This window comes from Enterobacter sp. RHBSTW-00175 (genome assembly GCF_013927005.1).
In the GTDB taxonomy this organism is placed as follows: domain Bacteria; phylum Pseudomonadota; class Gammaproteobacteria; order Enterobacterales; family Enterobacteriaceae; genus Enterobacter.
In genome coordinates, this window is the sequence record NZ_CP055930.1 from 4,818,875 (window position 1) to 4,834,072 (window position 15,198).

The window sequence follows — 15,198 nt, forward strand, 5'->3', positions numbered from 1 at the left end:
CCCACGATAAAACGACTTAATGATCCGATGGGGTTACTGTAAGAGGTTGTTCGTGAAGGATAAAGCACCACTCAGGCACCTCAGTGTTGCCTTTAAATTACCAATCGAATCAGCCCTGATAGCGAGAAAAGACGTCACTGAACCAGTCAATAAAGACCCTGACTTTTGGCGGTAAATAGCGTCTGTCCGGGAACAACACAGACACGTCTTTTGGGGCGCAGAGGTACTGCGACAGAACCGGGACCAGCGCCCCGGAGGCGATATGTGGAGCAAGCGCAACACTAATGCCCTGGATCAAGCCCAGCCCATTAAGCGCCGAGGTCAGAAAGGTATCTGAATTATCCACCAGAATACTGCTTTTGACTTTCTGGTTAACTACTTTGCCCTCAACAATAAATTGCCAGTCCATCACTTCACGGCTGTTCCGGCTGAAGAAATTGACGGCTTTATGATCCTGGAGTTGGTCCAGTGTCTGAGGTTGACCATATTTTTCCAGATAAGAAGGGGCGGCACAGGTCATCAGCTGGACACTGCCCAGACGGCGGGAAATAAAGCTTGAGTCTTCCAGTTTGCCCAGGCGAATAACGCAGTCGATCCCTTCCGACAGAAAATCAATTTTGCGATCTGTTGAGGTTAAAACAACATCAATATCGGGATAGCGCTGCTGAAAATCGCCCATCGCAGGGATCAGCACTGTATGGGTGAGCGCGAGAGGGGAATCCACCCTTAATCGCCCGTGTGGGTGCTGCCCGGACGAGTAGGACGCCATCAGTTCGGCAGCTTCGTTTAACAAGAGTTTTGACCTTTCGTAAAATGCGTGCCCCTCGTCAGTCAGCTGGAGCTTTCGGGTAGTCCGGTGCAATAACTTTACCCCCAGCTCGTTTTCCAGCCGGGTGCTCGCTTTACTGATGGATGGCCGGTGTGTTTGCAACTGTTCGGCCGCGCGGGTAAAGCTGTTTAGCTCAACAACCCGGACAAAGATATCCATATATTCAAGCATGTTAGGGCGCATATTTTGATCTCGTCGTCATGGTAACGTTGCTCTTTGATTGTATCAGACGGGAAAGTGAGAAGAACGGGCTTATTTATCCCCTGCAAGGGATAAACGCCGAAATATCCCTTGCAGGGGATAAAGCATTGACAATATCCCCTGCAAGGGATAATACTGACAATATCCCTTTGAGAGGATAAACCACGGGCGTGAACAGATGAAACCACCAATGATTTATAGTCCGGTCCAGTTGGCAAATACCATGAAACTGGTGCGTCAGAAAAATAACTGGACGCAAAGCGACCTGGCCAAAAGAATCGGCATTAAGCAGGCCACCATCTCAAATTTTGAAAACAACCCGGATAACACCACGCTGACAACGTTCTTCAGGATCTTGCAATCCCTTGGAATGACAATGGCGTTGTATGAAAAAGACGATGCGGCGTCGGGGTCAGACAATAACAGCCAACAGGGCCTGGACTGGTAATGCCAAAATTAGTGACGTGGATGAATAACGAGCGGGTCGGCGAACTGACAAAGCTTACCAACGGGGCCCATACGTTTAAATACGCCAATGAATGGCTAATGAACCGGTATGCCAGGCCTTTGTCGTTATCGCTTCCGCTGCAATTTGGTGAGATTACCTCCGATGCGGTGTTCAATTTCTTTGACAACCTGCTCCCGGATAGCCCTGCGGTCAGGGATCGTATCGTGAAGCGCTACCATGCCCGTTCTAAGCAACCCTTTGATTTACTGGCTGAGGTAGGGCGTGACAGCGTTGGCGCGGTAACGTTATTACCCGCGAATGAAAACAGTACGACACCGGAAATGACATGGGAGACGCTGAGCGAAGAGAAGCTCGAGACGGTGCTGACGGCTTATCAGTCAGACATTCCGCTGGGGATGATTAATGAGGAAAATGATTTCCGCATTTCCGTTGCCGGTGCTCAGGAAAAAACCGCGCTCCTTAAAGCCGGCGACGACTGGTGTATCCCGAAAGGGATCACGCCGACCACGCACATCATCAAACTGCCGATTGGCGAGATTAAACAGCCCAATGCCACGTTGGATCTGAGCGATAGTGTGGATAATGAATACTTCTGTTTAGAGCTGGCGAGAGCGCTGGGCCTTGATGTGCCGAAGGCGGAAATCATCAGAGCGGGCAGGGTGAGAGCACTCGCCGTCGAGCGTTTTGACCGCCGCTGGAACGCGAGCCGCTCCGTTTTATTGCGATTACCGCAGGAAGATATGTGTCAGACTTTTGGTCTTCCTTCGTCCGTGAAGTATGAATCTGATGGCGGTCCAGGTATTCCACAAATCATGGCATTTTTACAGGGCTCCAGCGAAGCACTTACCGACCGTTATAATTTCATGAAATTCCAGCTATTTCAGTGGATAACGGGCGCAACGGATGGACATGCCAAGAACTTCTCGATATTCATCCAGCCTGGCGGAAGCTATCGACTGACCCCGTTCTACGACATCATATCGGCGTTTCCTGTGCTGGGCGGCACCGGGATCCACATCAGCGATCTGAAACTGGCCATGAGCCTGAATGCCTCAAAAGGTCGTAAAAACGATATCGACAAGATCTATCCGAGACATTTTATGGTGACAGCCAGGGCCGTCAGGTTTCCTGAAAACCAGATGACCGAGATTATGCAGGAATTTATCGACCATGTGCCGCAGGCACTGGATACGGTGATGGCGTCTTTACCCACGGACTTTTCGCAAAAGGTCGCGACCTCGATATACAAGAATGTGCTCAGGCTACACGGCCGGTTGAGCAAAAGTGCAGGGGCCTGAGCCTGAAACCTGCCTGAAAATACAGGCAGGCTTGCGACTATCCTCAGGCCTGAGGAATGCTGTCGAGGGATGTGTACACCGCTAATCCCAGTTTCTGCGCCACTTCAATATCCAAATCAGCCCCTCTCGATTCTCCGGCAATACGATAAATGGCATCGCATTTTGCAATGAGCCGGTGAGCAACGGGATAAAGCATCGCTTCACTGATTTCATCACCCACGGATTGAGATCCCGCTGCTTTTGCCAGCGGCAGAGCCAGCCACTCACCGATAACCGGAACATGCCCACGCTGGTAAACCGCCAGTGCGGCATTTTCCAGCCTGACAAGATTCTCATCAATGCGGGCCTGTACGCCGTCAGTTCCACTGCGATAAGGGCCAGCGATTAAGATCAGTTGTTGTGTCATACATACCTCATTCTTTGTCGTAGGTCCTGCAAACCTGCTTAACCGTTTTATTGCGCGAGACTGCACGATTAAGCATGTATTTGCATGTTTCAAAATGAAGAATGCATGTTAATACGCACTATCGTGCAGTTTCAAGTGAATTTGTGCATGTTGGCAGGAGAGTGGGTCTGATGAACAGCAGCTATAGTACACCATCGCCCCTTGAAGATTGGTCACAAAAAACATAATCATAATTAATTGAATAAAAATGAATTTAAAAAATTCATTGCCTTTAACTTGGACAAATAAACGTGTTTGTGTAAGTTTTAATTATGTACCACACGACGTGGTTCTCGTAAGGGTAGGATTTATGCGCGAACAGCCATCCGTTATTGACAGGTTCGTTGATTACTATGCCGGTCTGGATAACAAGTCCATTCCGGCACTTGCCAGCCTGTACGACAAGCACGCTGTGCTTATTGATCCCTTCGGGGACCATAATGGACTGTTTGCAATCCAGCGCTATTTCACGCATCTGCTGGCAAATGTAAGCGCCTGCCGTTTTGCCATTGATCCTCCGCTGTATGATACCCAACGTTTTGCTGTGACGTGGACCATGCACTGGTCTCATCCGCGTATAGCCAGTGGCGAAATACGCTCTTTACCGGGATGTTCAATGGTTGAGATTCAGGGTGAAAAGATATTCCGACAGCGTGATTACTACGACGCCGGACAGATGATTTATGAGCATTTGCCTTTGTTGGGATGGGCCATTCGGGGCATCAAAAGGAGGGTAGGCGCATGACAACCGTCCTCATTACCGGCGCCAGCTCAGGGATTGGGGAAGGGCTCGCAAAATCATGGGCTGCTGAAGGCTGTGATGTTATTGCCTGCGGTCGCGATCCTGACCGGCTGGAAAATTTGCGTCGGTATAACCCAAAAATCACAGTACGGCTGTTCGATATGACAGACAGGGACGCCTGTCGCCTGGGCCTCGCAGACTGCCAGCCCGATCTGGTTATTTTCTGCGCCGGGACTTGCGAATATCTGGACGATGGATGGGTGGACGCTGCTTTGGTCGCACAGGTCATGATGACGAACTATTTGGGCTGTGTGAACTGCCTTGAAGCACTCCAGCCACAGCTGACTGAGGGTAACCGTGTGGTGTTCATCAGTTCGATGGCGCACTGGTTGCCTTTCCCAAGGGCCGAAGCTTACGGTGCATCCAAAGCCGCATTGACCTGGTTTGCTAACAGTCTGCGTCTGGACTGGGAACCGAAGGGTATTGCGGTGACCGTTGTTTCACCGGGGTTTGTCGATACACCTCTCACGCGTAAAAACGATTTTCCCATGCCGGGCCAGGTGAGCGTTGAATATGCGGTGAAGGCAATTCGCTGCGGCCTGGCAAAAGGAAAAAATCATATTGCCTTCCCGACAGGCTTTAGTGTGATGTTGCGAATGTTGGCAGGGCTACCTGAGGGGCTTCAGCGCTCAGTGCTGCGCAGGATGGTGCGCTCATGAATATCGCGATCATTGGCAGCGGTATTGCCGGTTTGACCTGCGCCTGGCGTCTTGCCGGGTACCATCAGGTAACTCTTTTTGAAGCGGAGTTGGCCCCTGGCGGACACACCGCCACAGTAGATGTGGTTACACCTCAGGGACGTTTTGCGATTGATAGCGGCTTTATCGTCTATAACGACCGGACCTATCCGCGTTTTATGGGATTGCTGAGTGAACTTGGCATCCATGGGCAAAAAACGCAGATGAGTTTTTCGGTGCATAATCCGCAAAGCGGTCTGGAATACAGCGGTCATACGTTGACTTCACTGTTTGCACAGCGTCGTAACCTGATTAATCCTGCATTTTGGGGAATGTTGAAAGAGATTGTTCGCTTTAACCGTCTGGCAAAACAGTCACTGAATGAGATCGATCCTTGCGCGACGCTACAGACATTCCTTGACCAGCATCACTTCAGTGCGTTTTTTGCGCGTCACTATATTCTGCCGATGGGCGCGGCGATCTGGTCATCATCGCTCCAGGAGATGCGCCGTTTCCCGCTACCCTTATTTTTACGCTTCTTTGAGCATCATGGACTGCTGGATATCAGGAACAGACCCCAGTGGTACGTGGTGCCGGGCGGATCACGGGAATACATCCGCGCGATGCTGGCACTGCTGGGCGATCGTTTGACGCTGCGCCTCAATACCCCGGTTCAACAGGTGACGCGTAACGACAACAGCGTCAACATCACGCTGGAGGCATCAACATATCATTTCGACCAGGTGATCTTTGCCTGCCATTCCTCACAGGCGCTGGCCATGCTTGAGGATGCAACCTCCGTCGAGCGCGACGTATTGGGTTCGTTTGGCTGGCAGCGTAACGAAGTCGTGTTGCATAGCGATCGCCGCTGGTTGCCGGTACGCGAACGTGCGTGGGCAAGCTGGAATTATCGTCTTAGCGGACAGGATCTGGCCAGAGCCTGTGTCACCTATAACATGAACATTCTCCAGGGATTGCCTGAAGGAAGCCCATTATTCTGCGTGACACTCAATCCGGACATTCCTGTTGAAGAGAAATACGTCTGGAAACGCTTTGTTTACGAGCATCCATTATTTAATCCTGAAAGCTGGCAGGCGCAGACTCGCCGCAATGAGATAAGTGGCCTGCGCCGCAGCTGGTACTGTGGTGCCTACTGGTATAACGGCTTTCATGAAGATGGAGTGCGGAGTGCACTGGATGTGGTTCAGGGCATTGGCGCAGGAGCGGGGCGCTAAAATGAACAGTTGCCTTTATCAGGGCCTTTTGCGCCACCGCCGCCTTCATCCTAAAACGCACCAGTTTTGTTATCAGGTGTTTATGGCCTGGCTCGATTTGGATGAACTGGAGCAACTCCCTGGCGTAGGTATACGAAGAAATCACTTTGCGACAGCGGCTTTTCATGATGTCGATTATCCGCTGGGAACACCGTTAAAAGAAAAAGTGTTAAATCAACTTACTCGTCTGACAGGGGCTCGGCCTGATGGTCGTGTGATGCTGTTGACACAGCTGCGCTACTTCGGCTTTCATTTCAATCCAGTTAATTTCTACTACTGCTATGATCGCGCGGACATACTGCGCTGGGTAGTGGCGGAGGTCCGCAATACGCCCTGGAATGAGCGTTATTACTACGCCATAGACGCACAGAAAAGGTATCCGCTGGATAAAGCCTTCCATGTATCACCTTTTAACCCAATGGACATGGTCTATCACTGGCGGTTTAACCCGCCCGGTAAAACGCTGCATATGCATATTGAAAACCATCAGGTAGCGAAAGTATTTGATGCCACTCTGATGCTCAAGCGTGAGCCTTTGACGAAGGCGAGTCTGCACGCACTGCTGTTGCGCCTGCCATTTATGACACTTAAAACGGTGTTCGCTATTTACTGGCAGGCTCTGCGGCTGTGGCTCAAGCGAGTTCCACTCTACAACCATCCCGCCAGCAGGAGTGAATGATCATGACCGATCCCGTCTTTGCGCTTGAACCTGATGTTTCGTGCACACTGCGTCTGGCGCGTTGGCTCGTTTTTCGCGTGTTAAGTGGCCTTCGCGAAGGTTCACTTACCGTACGGGAAGGGGCGCAGGTCTTTCATTTTGGCGACATGTCGGCTGAATTACGCGCCGACGTTCATATTATTTCCCCAACGGTGTACTGGCGGGTGCTGACTGGTGGAAGTCTTGCTGCGGCAGAAGCCTGGATTGATGGGGAGTGGGAAACGCAACAGTTAACCACGTTGCTTCAGATATTTGCACACAACCGCATTATGCAGAGGCGACTGGAAAACGGTTTTCGCCTGCTGAGCAGACCCGTTGAGCGTATACGCCACTGGACACGTCGCAACCATCGTCAACAGGCGCGAGAAAATATTGCTGCTCATTACGATCTTGGCAATGCATTTTATGCGCACTTTCTTGATGAGGATTTACTCTACTCAAGCGCATTGTTCACCCGTCCAGAACTGACGTTAATACAGGCTCAGCAGGCCAAAATGGCGCGACTTTGCGAACAGTTGGCGCTGACCTCTGATGACCACCTGCTGGAAATCGGTACTGGCTGGGGGGCGATGGCGGAATACGCCGCGCGTCATTACGGATGCCGGGTGACCACCACCACGCTGTCGCAGGAACAGTTTGCATGGGCTAACGCCCGCATTGCCCGCGCGGGTTTACAGGACAGAGTGAAAGTGCTATTGAGCGACTACCGCGATCTGACCGGGGAATTTGACAAACTGGTGTCAGTTGAAATGATCGAGGCAGTAGGGCGACGCTACCTGCCTGAGTTTTTCCGTACCTGTCAGGCTCGCCTGCGTCCCGGGGGAAAAATGGCGATTCAGGCCATTACCATTCAGGATCAGCGCTATCACGATTACAGTAAAAGCGTCGATTTTATACAGCGTTATATTTTCCCTGGGGGATTTTTACCCAGTATCACTGCGATGAGCAGTCTGATGACAAAGCATACCGATTTTGTCGTGCGCAATCTTTTCGATATGGGACCTGACTACGCCCGGACGCTTGTTCACTGGCGGCAACAGTTCGCTCATGCCTGGCAGGATATTGAAAAGCTGGGGTTTGATGAACGTTTTCGTCGCATGTGGCTGTACTATTTCGGCTACTGTGAAGCGGGATTTAACGCTCGCACTATCAGCGTGGTGCAACTGACGGCGGAACGCGTATGAAACGTTTGTTGACGCTGAGCCTGCTATTGATGATGCAGCTGGCAGGTTGTAGTGGAGACATCGCTGACTATCGCCAGCAGCAGCCGACACTGGATATCTTTCAGTACTTCCAGGGAGAAACGCAGGCGTGGGGAATGGTTCAGGATCGCAGCGGCAAACAGCTTCGCCGTTTCCATGTCAATATCAACGGTGATGTGGTAGGCGACACGTTAACTCTCAATGAACGATTTGTGTATGACAACGGAGAGAAACAGCAGCGGGTATGGCACATCCGTCGGGTCAGTGCCGGTAATTACGAGGGCACTGCTGGCGATATTGAAGGTGTCGCAAAGGGCGGCGCAGCAGGTAATGCTTTTAACTGGCATTACAGCATGAATGTGAAGGCCAACGGCAAAACCTGGTTGTTAAACTTTGATGACTGGATGTACTTGCAGGATGACAACCATCTGTTTAATAAAACCGAGATGAAGAAATTTGGCATCACATTCGGCACGGTGACGCTCTTTTTCTCCCGTAAAGCTCAATAACAAAAAGGGTGTACATACTGAGACAGGAATGAGCTTCGGACGTTGGTGATTCGATGATTGCCCTGGAGAGATTGCTGAAGGCAAATTTGGCAGAACTGGATTTCTTTCACGGTGAACATCCCGGCATCAGATGTTGACCAGGCATACAGGCTTTAAAACTATAGCCAGGACATTCCTGGTAAATGAGCACAAATAGATATCAATATTGAGTCTCTACGACTTTAGTGCGCATAATGTGTTGAACATGTTAAATGACTGCACGAAGTGCTGGCATTTAGCCTTCTGCAATGAACTGCCAGACGTTGTTACTTGTTTTCTGGCATAGAAAATCACTGCAACAGCGGAATTACAGATACATCCTGAATGTTCGTTTTTTCTTATTAATAGATAGCATTGTGAAATGCCGGTTATTTTATGACTATTTTATAGCATCATCAACAGGTTGTAGCAACACAGTTTATGTCGGGATTTCTGTTTTCCCACTGAAGTATGAGCCAGCGCAGGTAATGAACATAAACCTGTACATCACCATCAATCATGTAGCAATTACGCTGAATCTTTTTTGTGAGAGGCCAGAACAACACTGTGCCATAAGGAGTTTCACACAGGATTACTTTCATATTCCCGTCAAGAACAACTTCATAATGAATTTGATTGTTTTTTAATTCATCTTCAGCCTCCATTAATATCTCATCTCGAATTTTATTTATTTCATGATAATGTCCGGAAGGAATCTTCATGGCAACGCGTCGTAATCCAGCTTCCCTGGCATTTTCTTCTGTGCTGATAAATGCCACCGTGTCAGCAGAATAAATCCGGCGATGTGAGTAATCCTTATCGAGCTCATACTCTCCCGGATTATCCTTCCATTTGTTGTAGCCATGCAATTTTGGAAGGTCATTGCAGAAGTTCTGAAAGTTATGCCATCGCTCGCATACAGTGACACCTTTGTAGCCTTTAAAATACTGCTTCCCTTTGGTTGTCATGTAGCACCTTGCCAGCATGTTATGCCAGAGTATGAATGCTCTCGTTCTTTGGTGTGTTCGGGTGTTTTCAATAGTTGAATGACATCCATTACCAATATATCCGACGCCGTAATATTTTGGTGTCATCAGTAACTTTCGTCGTTCTTCCTCCGATGATGGAAAAGCTTCGTCTGATACAGAACCAGTTTTAATATGCGAGCCATAGGCTTCCTTGATGATGCCACTGTCTTTGAATTCCACGACATAATAGCCTCGCCTTGATTTATCATCAGAGCGGCCAAGAATGGCGCATTCTCCATTATGTCGGGTTCTGAATGTTGCGCCGGGGAACAATACGTCATGAGTATAATTTTGATGAAAGCAATTATTACGGATACCTTTTTTGTAGCGGGGCATAATATTTCTCCTGCGTGATTTAACTGAAAGGGAAGGGAGCAAAAAGAATCGGGGCGGGTCCTTCTTTTTCGATTCACCTTCAGCCAGGCACTCATGCCGGAGAGATGGATTATATTTATGTAATCACTTCAAAAAATAAAATATAAAATTTTTCAAACAATGAATTGTGACAGATGATGGTACAAACCGTCAGGCGCTCTGTGTGGCATCATTAATACGGCACATGCAAATGCGTCAGGTTGCAGCCGGATACGCTCAGATGGCTGTACAGATGCAATAAACAGGGCGGAACAGGGGGTTGCCAGTGTGAGAGGGCGCATATGCCTGACAATTGCAGGGCTGTTTATTTATACAGTATCTGGTATTTTGCTTACATCGTGACCGCTGACTGCCTGTATGCGGTTTTGGGGTGATTTTGCCCTTAGCCATGGTTTTGCATTGCCACTGACTCTGGCGTTGCGCATGGTGCATTACAGGGAGCGCACTCAGGGTCAGGACTGCGCCGGAATCACCCGACAGGGTGGGGGAATAGAAAAATAAATATAACCGTTTTACAGATTTAAATATCCGTGCTACCATCGCCAAATCGCCAACCGGGGTTAATTCTTTTATATATGTTCTGTTATTCTCTTATACAGACTTACTGTTTAATTGTTATTATCGGTTTTCTGTACTTATCTGCATCTGTCTTTGATGTTTCAATATTATCCCAATATTAAGCCCTCCGCAGGAGAGCCATGCGGCTTGAGCTGACAATAATAAGAACAGAAAAATAAGAATCCCCACAGAAGTGAGGACTCATCAGATAGCTATCAGTAATCTACTTTGTCAAAGTCTATCCTGAAGTTATCTCCCGCTGTATCCGCATTATGCATTTCCTTGCTGTTTCTTAATGCCCGCAACTCTTTAAGAATTTCCTTTTGAATATCAGCCTGAGTAAATAACACCGTTTTCAGTTCATAGTCCGTAATGCTTCTGACTATCCAGACAATACAGATAACAGTGATGATGATTTTCGCCGTATCGAAACTGATGAAAACATAACTCTGAATTATCGAATACCATATCGGGTTGTCAGTTCCGATTAGATAGAACCATGTCATCACGGTCAGAATTATGTTAATGGTGAGCGTCAACTTTGACAGGTATTTTGTTAAAAATGAAGAATTCATTTCCTTTCTTGCTTTCCTTATTAGTTTTTCACGTCAAGATTAATTATTGTTGATGCATTTTTCGAAGGTGAGGGGAGCCGAATGCCACTCAACCTATTAATGATGGATTCGCAGAATACAATGTCATTATCTTTCTGACTTGCATCAAATGCAGATATGCCACCATAACCGTCTGCGAATATCCTGGCATGACACACCGCATCATTAGCACCATCGATTCCGGAAATGGCTTTTGATAATGCATCCGTAATTATTTTAGTGTCATGCACTAATTCCTTCTTGCTTCGTCCATCCTGAGTGGCGAATGAGTATTCTTTCTTTACAGTTTCATCACAATATAATGCTGCACTTTCAGGTGAGTACATTCTCAGTTCCAGCCAGCTTGAGCTTGCACTCGAACCGGCGCTATTCACCCATGTCATTAACATGCTTTCTTTTTTGACTACCCTGACGACGTACACATCCGTAGTATTCGGACCACCCGCTATGGTTGAGCAGATTTTATGAAACTCAATGCCTCTCTTCGTGAGTGATGAGGCAGGATTGAATGTACAATTCTCATTCAGATATCCACCACATTTTGATGGTGCCATTGATATATATTCAGGGCCGAACTTGGCTGGCATTGACGTTCCAAGGGAAACCTCCCAGCCTAATTCTTTTTTCCTTTTCTCCAGCACTGTTGATTTAACGCCCATAACATTGATGCGAGCAAATCCAGTGCGGAGTGACATTCCGGAAGCTGTTTGCGTAACACCGTCAGCCCAAACAATATCTGAGTTTGACTGCCAGTCCCACGACAAGCCGTGACCAGCATCCGGCATTGCTGAATAAACAAAATCACCCAACTCAGAACTGGGCTTTCCCGAAAGAGATTCGGGGGAAATATCTTCAGCGGATATAGCGTAAGGCGGGAGCGTCGCAACCATAACAGATAACAGTATTAATCGTTTCATTTGAATCAGTTCCTGAAGCGAACATTCAGAACACTCAACAAGCCCAGTGAAGGCCGCAAGACATTTCAACCGTTAGGCGAACCAACCAGACTCAGCACATCCATATTCTGCGAGAACAAGGATGCCCACAAATCACTAGATTCTCCCTTGGTTTATGTTTGTCAAGGCTCAGTAGAAATGTCTAATCACTGGCTCGTTAGAAATGTCTATTGGGTGCCAAGTTTTAATATTATAAAAAAAGATTTAGATGTGATGACTGGGAATGTGCAACGAAGGTTAAGAGTTACCATTTTTTTCGTATCAGGATTTGATGCTTATATCAAGCTGGTAACTCTGAATCATTTAAACCAACAATTTGACAGGTTTTAAAATAATACTCTAAATTATTTACGCCCTACATCTAACCGTTACGCATCCTCATGGTTCGGGTCATATCATACGAGCATTTATCTCTGTCATTATATGTTAACTCTATGAGTTTTTCCAAATTTTCAGGATTCCAGCATATCTGATCCCAATTAACGACTGAAATGTAAGAATCCTTTTTCATAAAATTATCAATTATCCTTGCTGGCATATATGGAAATCTTTCTTCAAATGTTGATCTTTTATCAATGTTTGTCCATGAAGAGATTCCTGGGTGTATTTGCTCTTTTTCACTTTCCCCATGAGTAGACCTGATATAGGTCGTTCCTGTGCTCGGTAAATTGACAACTAATATGCCTGATTTTTTGTTTTTTGGGCTATCTCTCATACTGGAGAATACCTCCCAATCAATATGTTTTCTGTTTTTTGTTTCCAATCCAACAAGTAATATTAGAACCGAAGTATCTCTAAGGTAATCATCCCTAATTATTTCTCTTATTTTTTGAGCCTCTTCATCTTCGTCAATATCGCCAAGTGAGACTGAGCGATTTATGAATATATCATGCTCTTTATTCATTTCTTCTAAGCGATTTTTGTACAGCTGATCATTTGCATGATGATAGCTGATGAATACATTATGCTTCCCCATTACTTTTATCCTTTAGCTGTGTGTACCTCTTTCATTTTGCACCATAATCCATATCATATAACAGCACTTTTTTTGAGTACATCGTTTTGTCATGGCATTCGATTATGGCATACTAAAGAAGACCTAGACGCCTTAAAACCCCGTATCTTGCACCTCTATCTCGCTATACGTGTCCGGGTCACGCGCCCATAGCAGCAGTGGACTAAGGAGTATGTAATATGTCTGACCCAAGTCTAGCCAAGCCTTTTCTGGTTATTTATATTGTCTGGCACCCAATGTTTTCCGGTGGAGCTGCATTAGCAGAAACACTTCGTAGTCATTTTCGTCGTGAACTTTACAAGAATATTGCGGGTGGAACCGGTTTGAGTGTTATTTTTCGGTTTGAAGTATTGCCTGAAACAGGGAAGCCACTGGCAATTAACTTTTCTGAATCAGAAACGACGGCGGTTATCGTACTTGCCGAATCAAATATGGCAAAGGACCACGATTGGAACATTTGGCTTCATGAACTCTCGGCGGAGACAGTAAACGCTGGATTGGGCACTCACATTTTTCCTGTGGCGATTGAACATGAAGGATTATCAACTGGCCTTGAGGAACAGGCCGTACGTTGGGATCTTTGGCTTCAAGAAGATAGCAACGATGTAGCATCGATGCAGCTTCGATTAATCAGCACCCTAACTTATGAATTTTGTCGGATGTTGCGCCACTATCTTGAACATCTAAAGCAACCAGACAAATCTGATGATGAACTGCTTCAATACCTTCGAAAAGTCCAGATATTCCTTAGCCATTCTAAACATGATTCGGATGGTGAGCGGATTGCATACTTAATACGAGATCAATTGCACAAGGGGAATGGGCTTAGCTCATTTTTTGATGTCCATGACATCCCAGTCGGGCTTCGTTTTAATGAAGTACTGCTTAAGCAAGTTGCGCAAAGTGCTGTCGTCGCTATTCACACTGACACTTATTCTTCACGTGAGTGGTGTCGGAGAGAAATTATTGAAGCTAAGCGTTACAGCGTACCATTAGTTGTCGCAAACTGTATCAATGAGCTTGATGAGAGGGGGTTTCCCTATATGGGGAATGTACCAATCGTTCGGATGGACCCTCAACAAACAAATCGTATTAGTATAATTATTGCGCGTTTGTTGGATGAGGTTTTGAAGGATTTTCTATGGCGTTGCCGTGTTCAATTGGTTGATTGCAATGAATCTAATATTCGGTTCGTTCCACGAACGCCTGAATTAATTTCGCTTGCAGGCCTATCGTTTTCAGGGAATGGGCAACCGTTGATTATTTATCCTGATCCACCTTTAAGTGCTGAAGAGGAACGCTTATTTGAAGAAATTAAACCAGAAATTAAATTTCGCAGTTTTACTGAGTGGATGGCAGGAGGGATTGCATAATGGCTTATCGGGAAGCACTGAGTCAGCAAGTAATTGCAATTTCAATATCTGATAGCCCGGATATGCCGCTACTGGGGCTGAGTGAGCAACACTTATCTGATGCCATGACAGAAATATCAAGGCATCTTTTGGCGCTTGGATCCAGAATTGTGTATGGAGGAGATCTACGCATAAATGGTTTTACCTCATTATTGTTTGAACTGGTATCCCGACACCGTAGGGATGCGGATGAAGGAGATGAACGTCCGAGTGTATTGAATTATCTTGCATGGCCAGTTCATATGCAAAAAGATGAAGCTGAATTAATCGCCCTTAGTAATCATCTTAGTGGAATGGCGGAACTAGTTTTGTTTGACCGCGATGGTTCACAATTGCAACTGCAAGAACGAATACAGCGAGCAGTGGTAACTCCACTAGAAGATGACTGGAGAATAGGGCTGACTGCTATGCGTAATGCTATGTTACGTGATACGCATGCCAGAATAGTTCTAGGGGGACGCATTGAAGGTTACAAAGGAACAATGCCGGGTATTGCCGAGGAAGCGTTGATGTCAATTAAAGCGAAGCAGCCGCTTTTTATTATGGGTGGTTTTGGTGGATGTGCTAGAGATGTTGCTGAATCGCTCAACATTGCCTCCCCGATTAGTTCTGCTGAAAAACATTGGCCAGGCCGTGAAATGTTTAATGGCTTTACTTTTGACGATCTCAATAATGGTTTGTCACAAGAAGAAAATATTATACTAGCTCAGACACCCCATGTAGATCAGGGCATAACAATGATCTTGAGGGGACTTTTCCGTAAATACAGTTGAATATGCTTATAGTTTACAGCTACAC

Annotated in this window: 16 protein-coding genes; 10 read left to right on the forward strand and 6 right to left on the reverse strand. The window is 46.8% G+C overall.

Translation table 11 applies throughout. The features are described from left to right. Positions 1-109 precede the first annotated feature (109 nt). Complete coding sequence (locus HV107_RS23320) at positions 110-1,012, reverse strand: LysR family transcriptional regulator (protein WP_182061116.1); 903 nt, start codon at positions 1,010-1,012, stop codon at positions 110-112. A 196-nt stretch (positions 1,013-1,208) separates the two neighbouring features. Between HV107_RS23320 and hipB the strand changes: the two genes are divergently transcribed. Together hipB and HV107_RS23330 are read left to right on the forward strand one after the other, a co-directional pair. After that, complete coding sequence (gene hipB / locus HV107_RS23325) at positions 1,209-1,478, forward strand: type II toxin-antitoxin system antitoxin HipB (RefSeq protein WP_182061117.1); 270 nt, start codon at positions 1,209-1,211, stop codon at positions 1,476-1,478. Beyond that, positions 1,478-2,797, forward strand: a complete 1,320-nt coding sequence (locus HV107_RS23330; protein WP_182061118.1) for a type II toxin-antitoxin system HipA family toxin — start codon at positions 1,478-1,480, stop codon at positions 2,795-2,797. The genes hipB and HV107_RS23330 overlap by 1 nt, the downstream gene beginning before the upstream one ends. Before the next feature lie 43 nt (positions 2,798-2,840). On the opposite strand, the gene HV107_RS23335 is transcribed toward HV107_RS23330, so the two are convergent. Then, positions 2,841-3,203, reverse strand: a complete 363-nt coding sequence (locus tag HV107_RS23335) for a DUF4406 domain-containing protein (protein WP_182061119.1) — start codon at positions 3,201-3,203, stop codon at positions 2,841-2,843. A 349-nt stretch (positions 3,204-3,552) separates the two neighbouring features. On the opposite strand from HV107_RS23335, the gene HV107_RS23340 reads away from it, so the two are divergent. From HV107_RS23340 to HV107_RS23365, 6 genes are read left to right on the forward strand one after another with little or no spacing between them, the layout of a single operon-like run. Continuing rightward, positions 3,553-3,987, forward strand: coding sequence for a nuclear transport factor 2 family protein (locus HV107_RS23340; RefSeq protein ID WP_182061120.1), 435 nt, complete (start codon positions 3,553-3,555; stop codon positions 3,985-3,987). Further along, positions 3,984-4,703, forward strand: coding sequence for an SDR family NAD(P)-dependent oxidoreductase (locus HV107_RS23345; protein ID WP_182061121.1), 720 nt, complete (start codon positions 3,984-3,986; stop codon positions 4,701-4,703). The genes HV107_RS23340 and HV107_RS23345 overlap by 4 nt, the downstream gene beginning before the upstream one ends. After that, complete coding sequence (locus tag HV107_RS23350; protein ID WP_182061122.1) at positions 4,700-5,956, forward strand: NAD(P)/FAD-dependent oxidoreductase; 1,257 nt, start codon at positions 4,700-4,702, stop codon at positions 5,954-5,956. The genes HV107_RS23345 and HV107_RS23350 overlap by 4 nt, the downstream gene beginning before the upstream one ends. 1 nt (position 5,957) lies before the next feature. Then, entirely contained in the window at positions 5,958-6,674 is a 717-nt protein-coding gene (locus tag HV107_RS23355) for a DUF1365 domain-containing protein (RefSeq protein WP_182063578.1), read from the forward strand. Positions 6,675-6,676: 2 nt separating this feature from the next. Next, positions 6,677-7,897: a cyclopropane-fatty-acyl-phospholipid synthase family protein gene (locus HV107_RS23360; RefSeq protein WP_182061123.1), complete on the forward strand. Its 1,221-nt coding sequence runs from the start codon at positions 6,677-6,679 to the stop codon at positions 7,895-7,897. Beyond that, on the forward strand, positions 7,894-8,424 hold the full coding sequence (locus tag HV107_RS23365; protein ID WP_182061124.1) for a DUF3833 domain-containing protein: 531 nt from the start codon (positions 7,894-7,896) through the stop codon (positions 8,422-8,424). Before HV107_RS23360 ends, HV107_RS23365 begins: the two co-directional genes overlap by 4 nt. Before the next feature lie 434 nt (positions 8,425-8,858). Here HV107_RS23365 and HV107_RS23370 read toward each other — a convergent pair whose 3' ends face one another. The 4 genes from HV107_RS23370 to HV107_RS23385 all read right to left on the reverse strand — a co-directional run bounded on the left by HV107_RS23370 (position 8,859) and on the right by HV107_RS23385 (position 12,949). After that, positions 8,859-9,806 (reverse strand): hypothetical protein, encoded by a 948-nt coding sequence (locus HV107_RS23370; protein WP_129942733.1) that lies wholly within the window; start codon positions 9,804-9,806, stop codon positions 8,859-8,861. 812 nt (positions 9,807-10,618) lie between these two features. Next, positions 10,619-10,978, reverse strand: a complete 360-nt coding sequence (locus HV107_RS23375; protein WP_063078926.1) for a hypothetical protein — start codon at positions 10,976-10,978, stop codon at positions 10,619-10,621. A gap of 20 nt (positions 10,979-10,998) precedes the next feature. Continuing rightward, a complete protein-coding gene (locus HV107_RS23380; protein WP_072855034.1) occupies positions 10,999-11,934 on the reverse strand; it encodes a hypothetical protein in 936 nt (311 codons plus the stop codon). Between the two features lie 400 nt (positions 11,935-12,334). Further along, on the reverse strand, positions 12,335-12,949 hold the full coding sequence (locus HV107_RS23385; protein WP_044715444.1) for a TIR domain-containing protein: 615 nt from the start codon (positions 12,947-12,949) through the stop codon (positions 12,335-12,337). 218 nt (positions 12,950-13,167) lie between these two features. Here HV107_RS23385 and HV107_RS23390 point away from each other — a divergent pair, with 218 nt between their 5' ends. Further along, positions 13,168-14,361, forward strand: a complete 1,194-nt coding sequence (locus HV107_RS23390) for a toll/interleukin-1 receptor domain-containing protein (protein ID WP_044715445.1) — start codon at positions 13,168-13,170, stop codon at positions 14,359-14,361. Further along, a complete protein-coding gene (locus tag HV107_RS23395; protein ID WP_044715446.1) occupies positions 14,361-15,173 on the forward strand; it encodes a hypothetical protein in 813 nt (270 codons plus the stop codon). The genes HV107_RS23390 and HV107_RS23395 overlap by 1 nt, the downstream gene beginning before the upstream one ends. Positions 15,174-15,198: the final 25 nt, after the last annotated feature.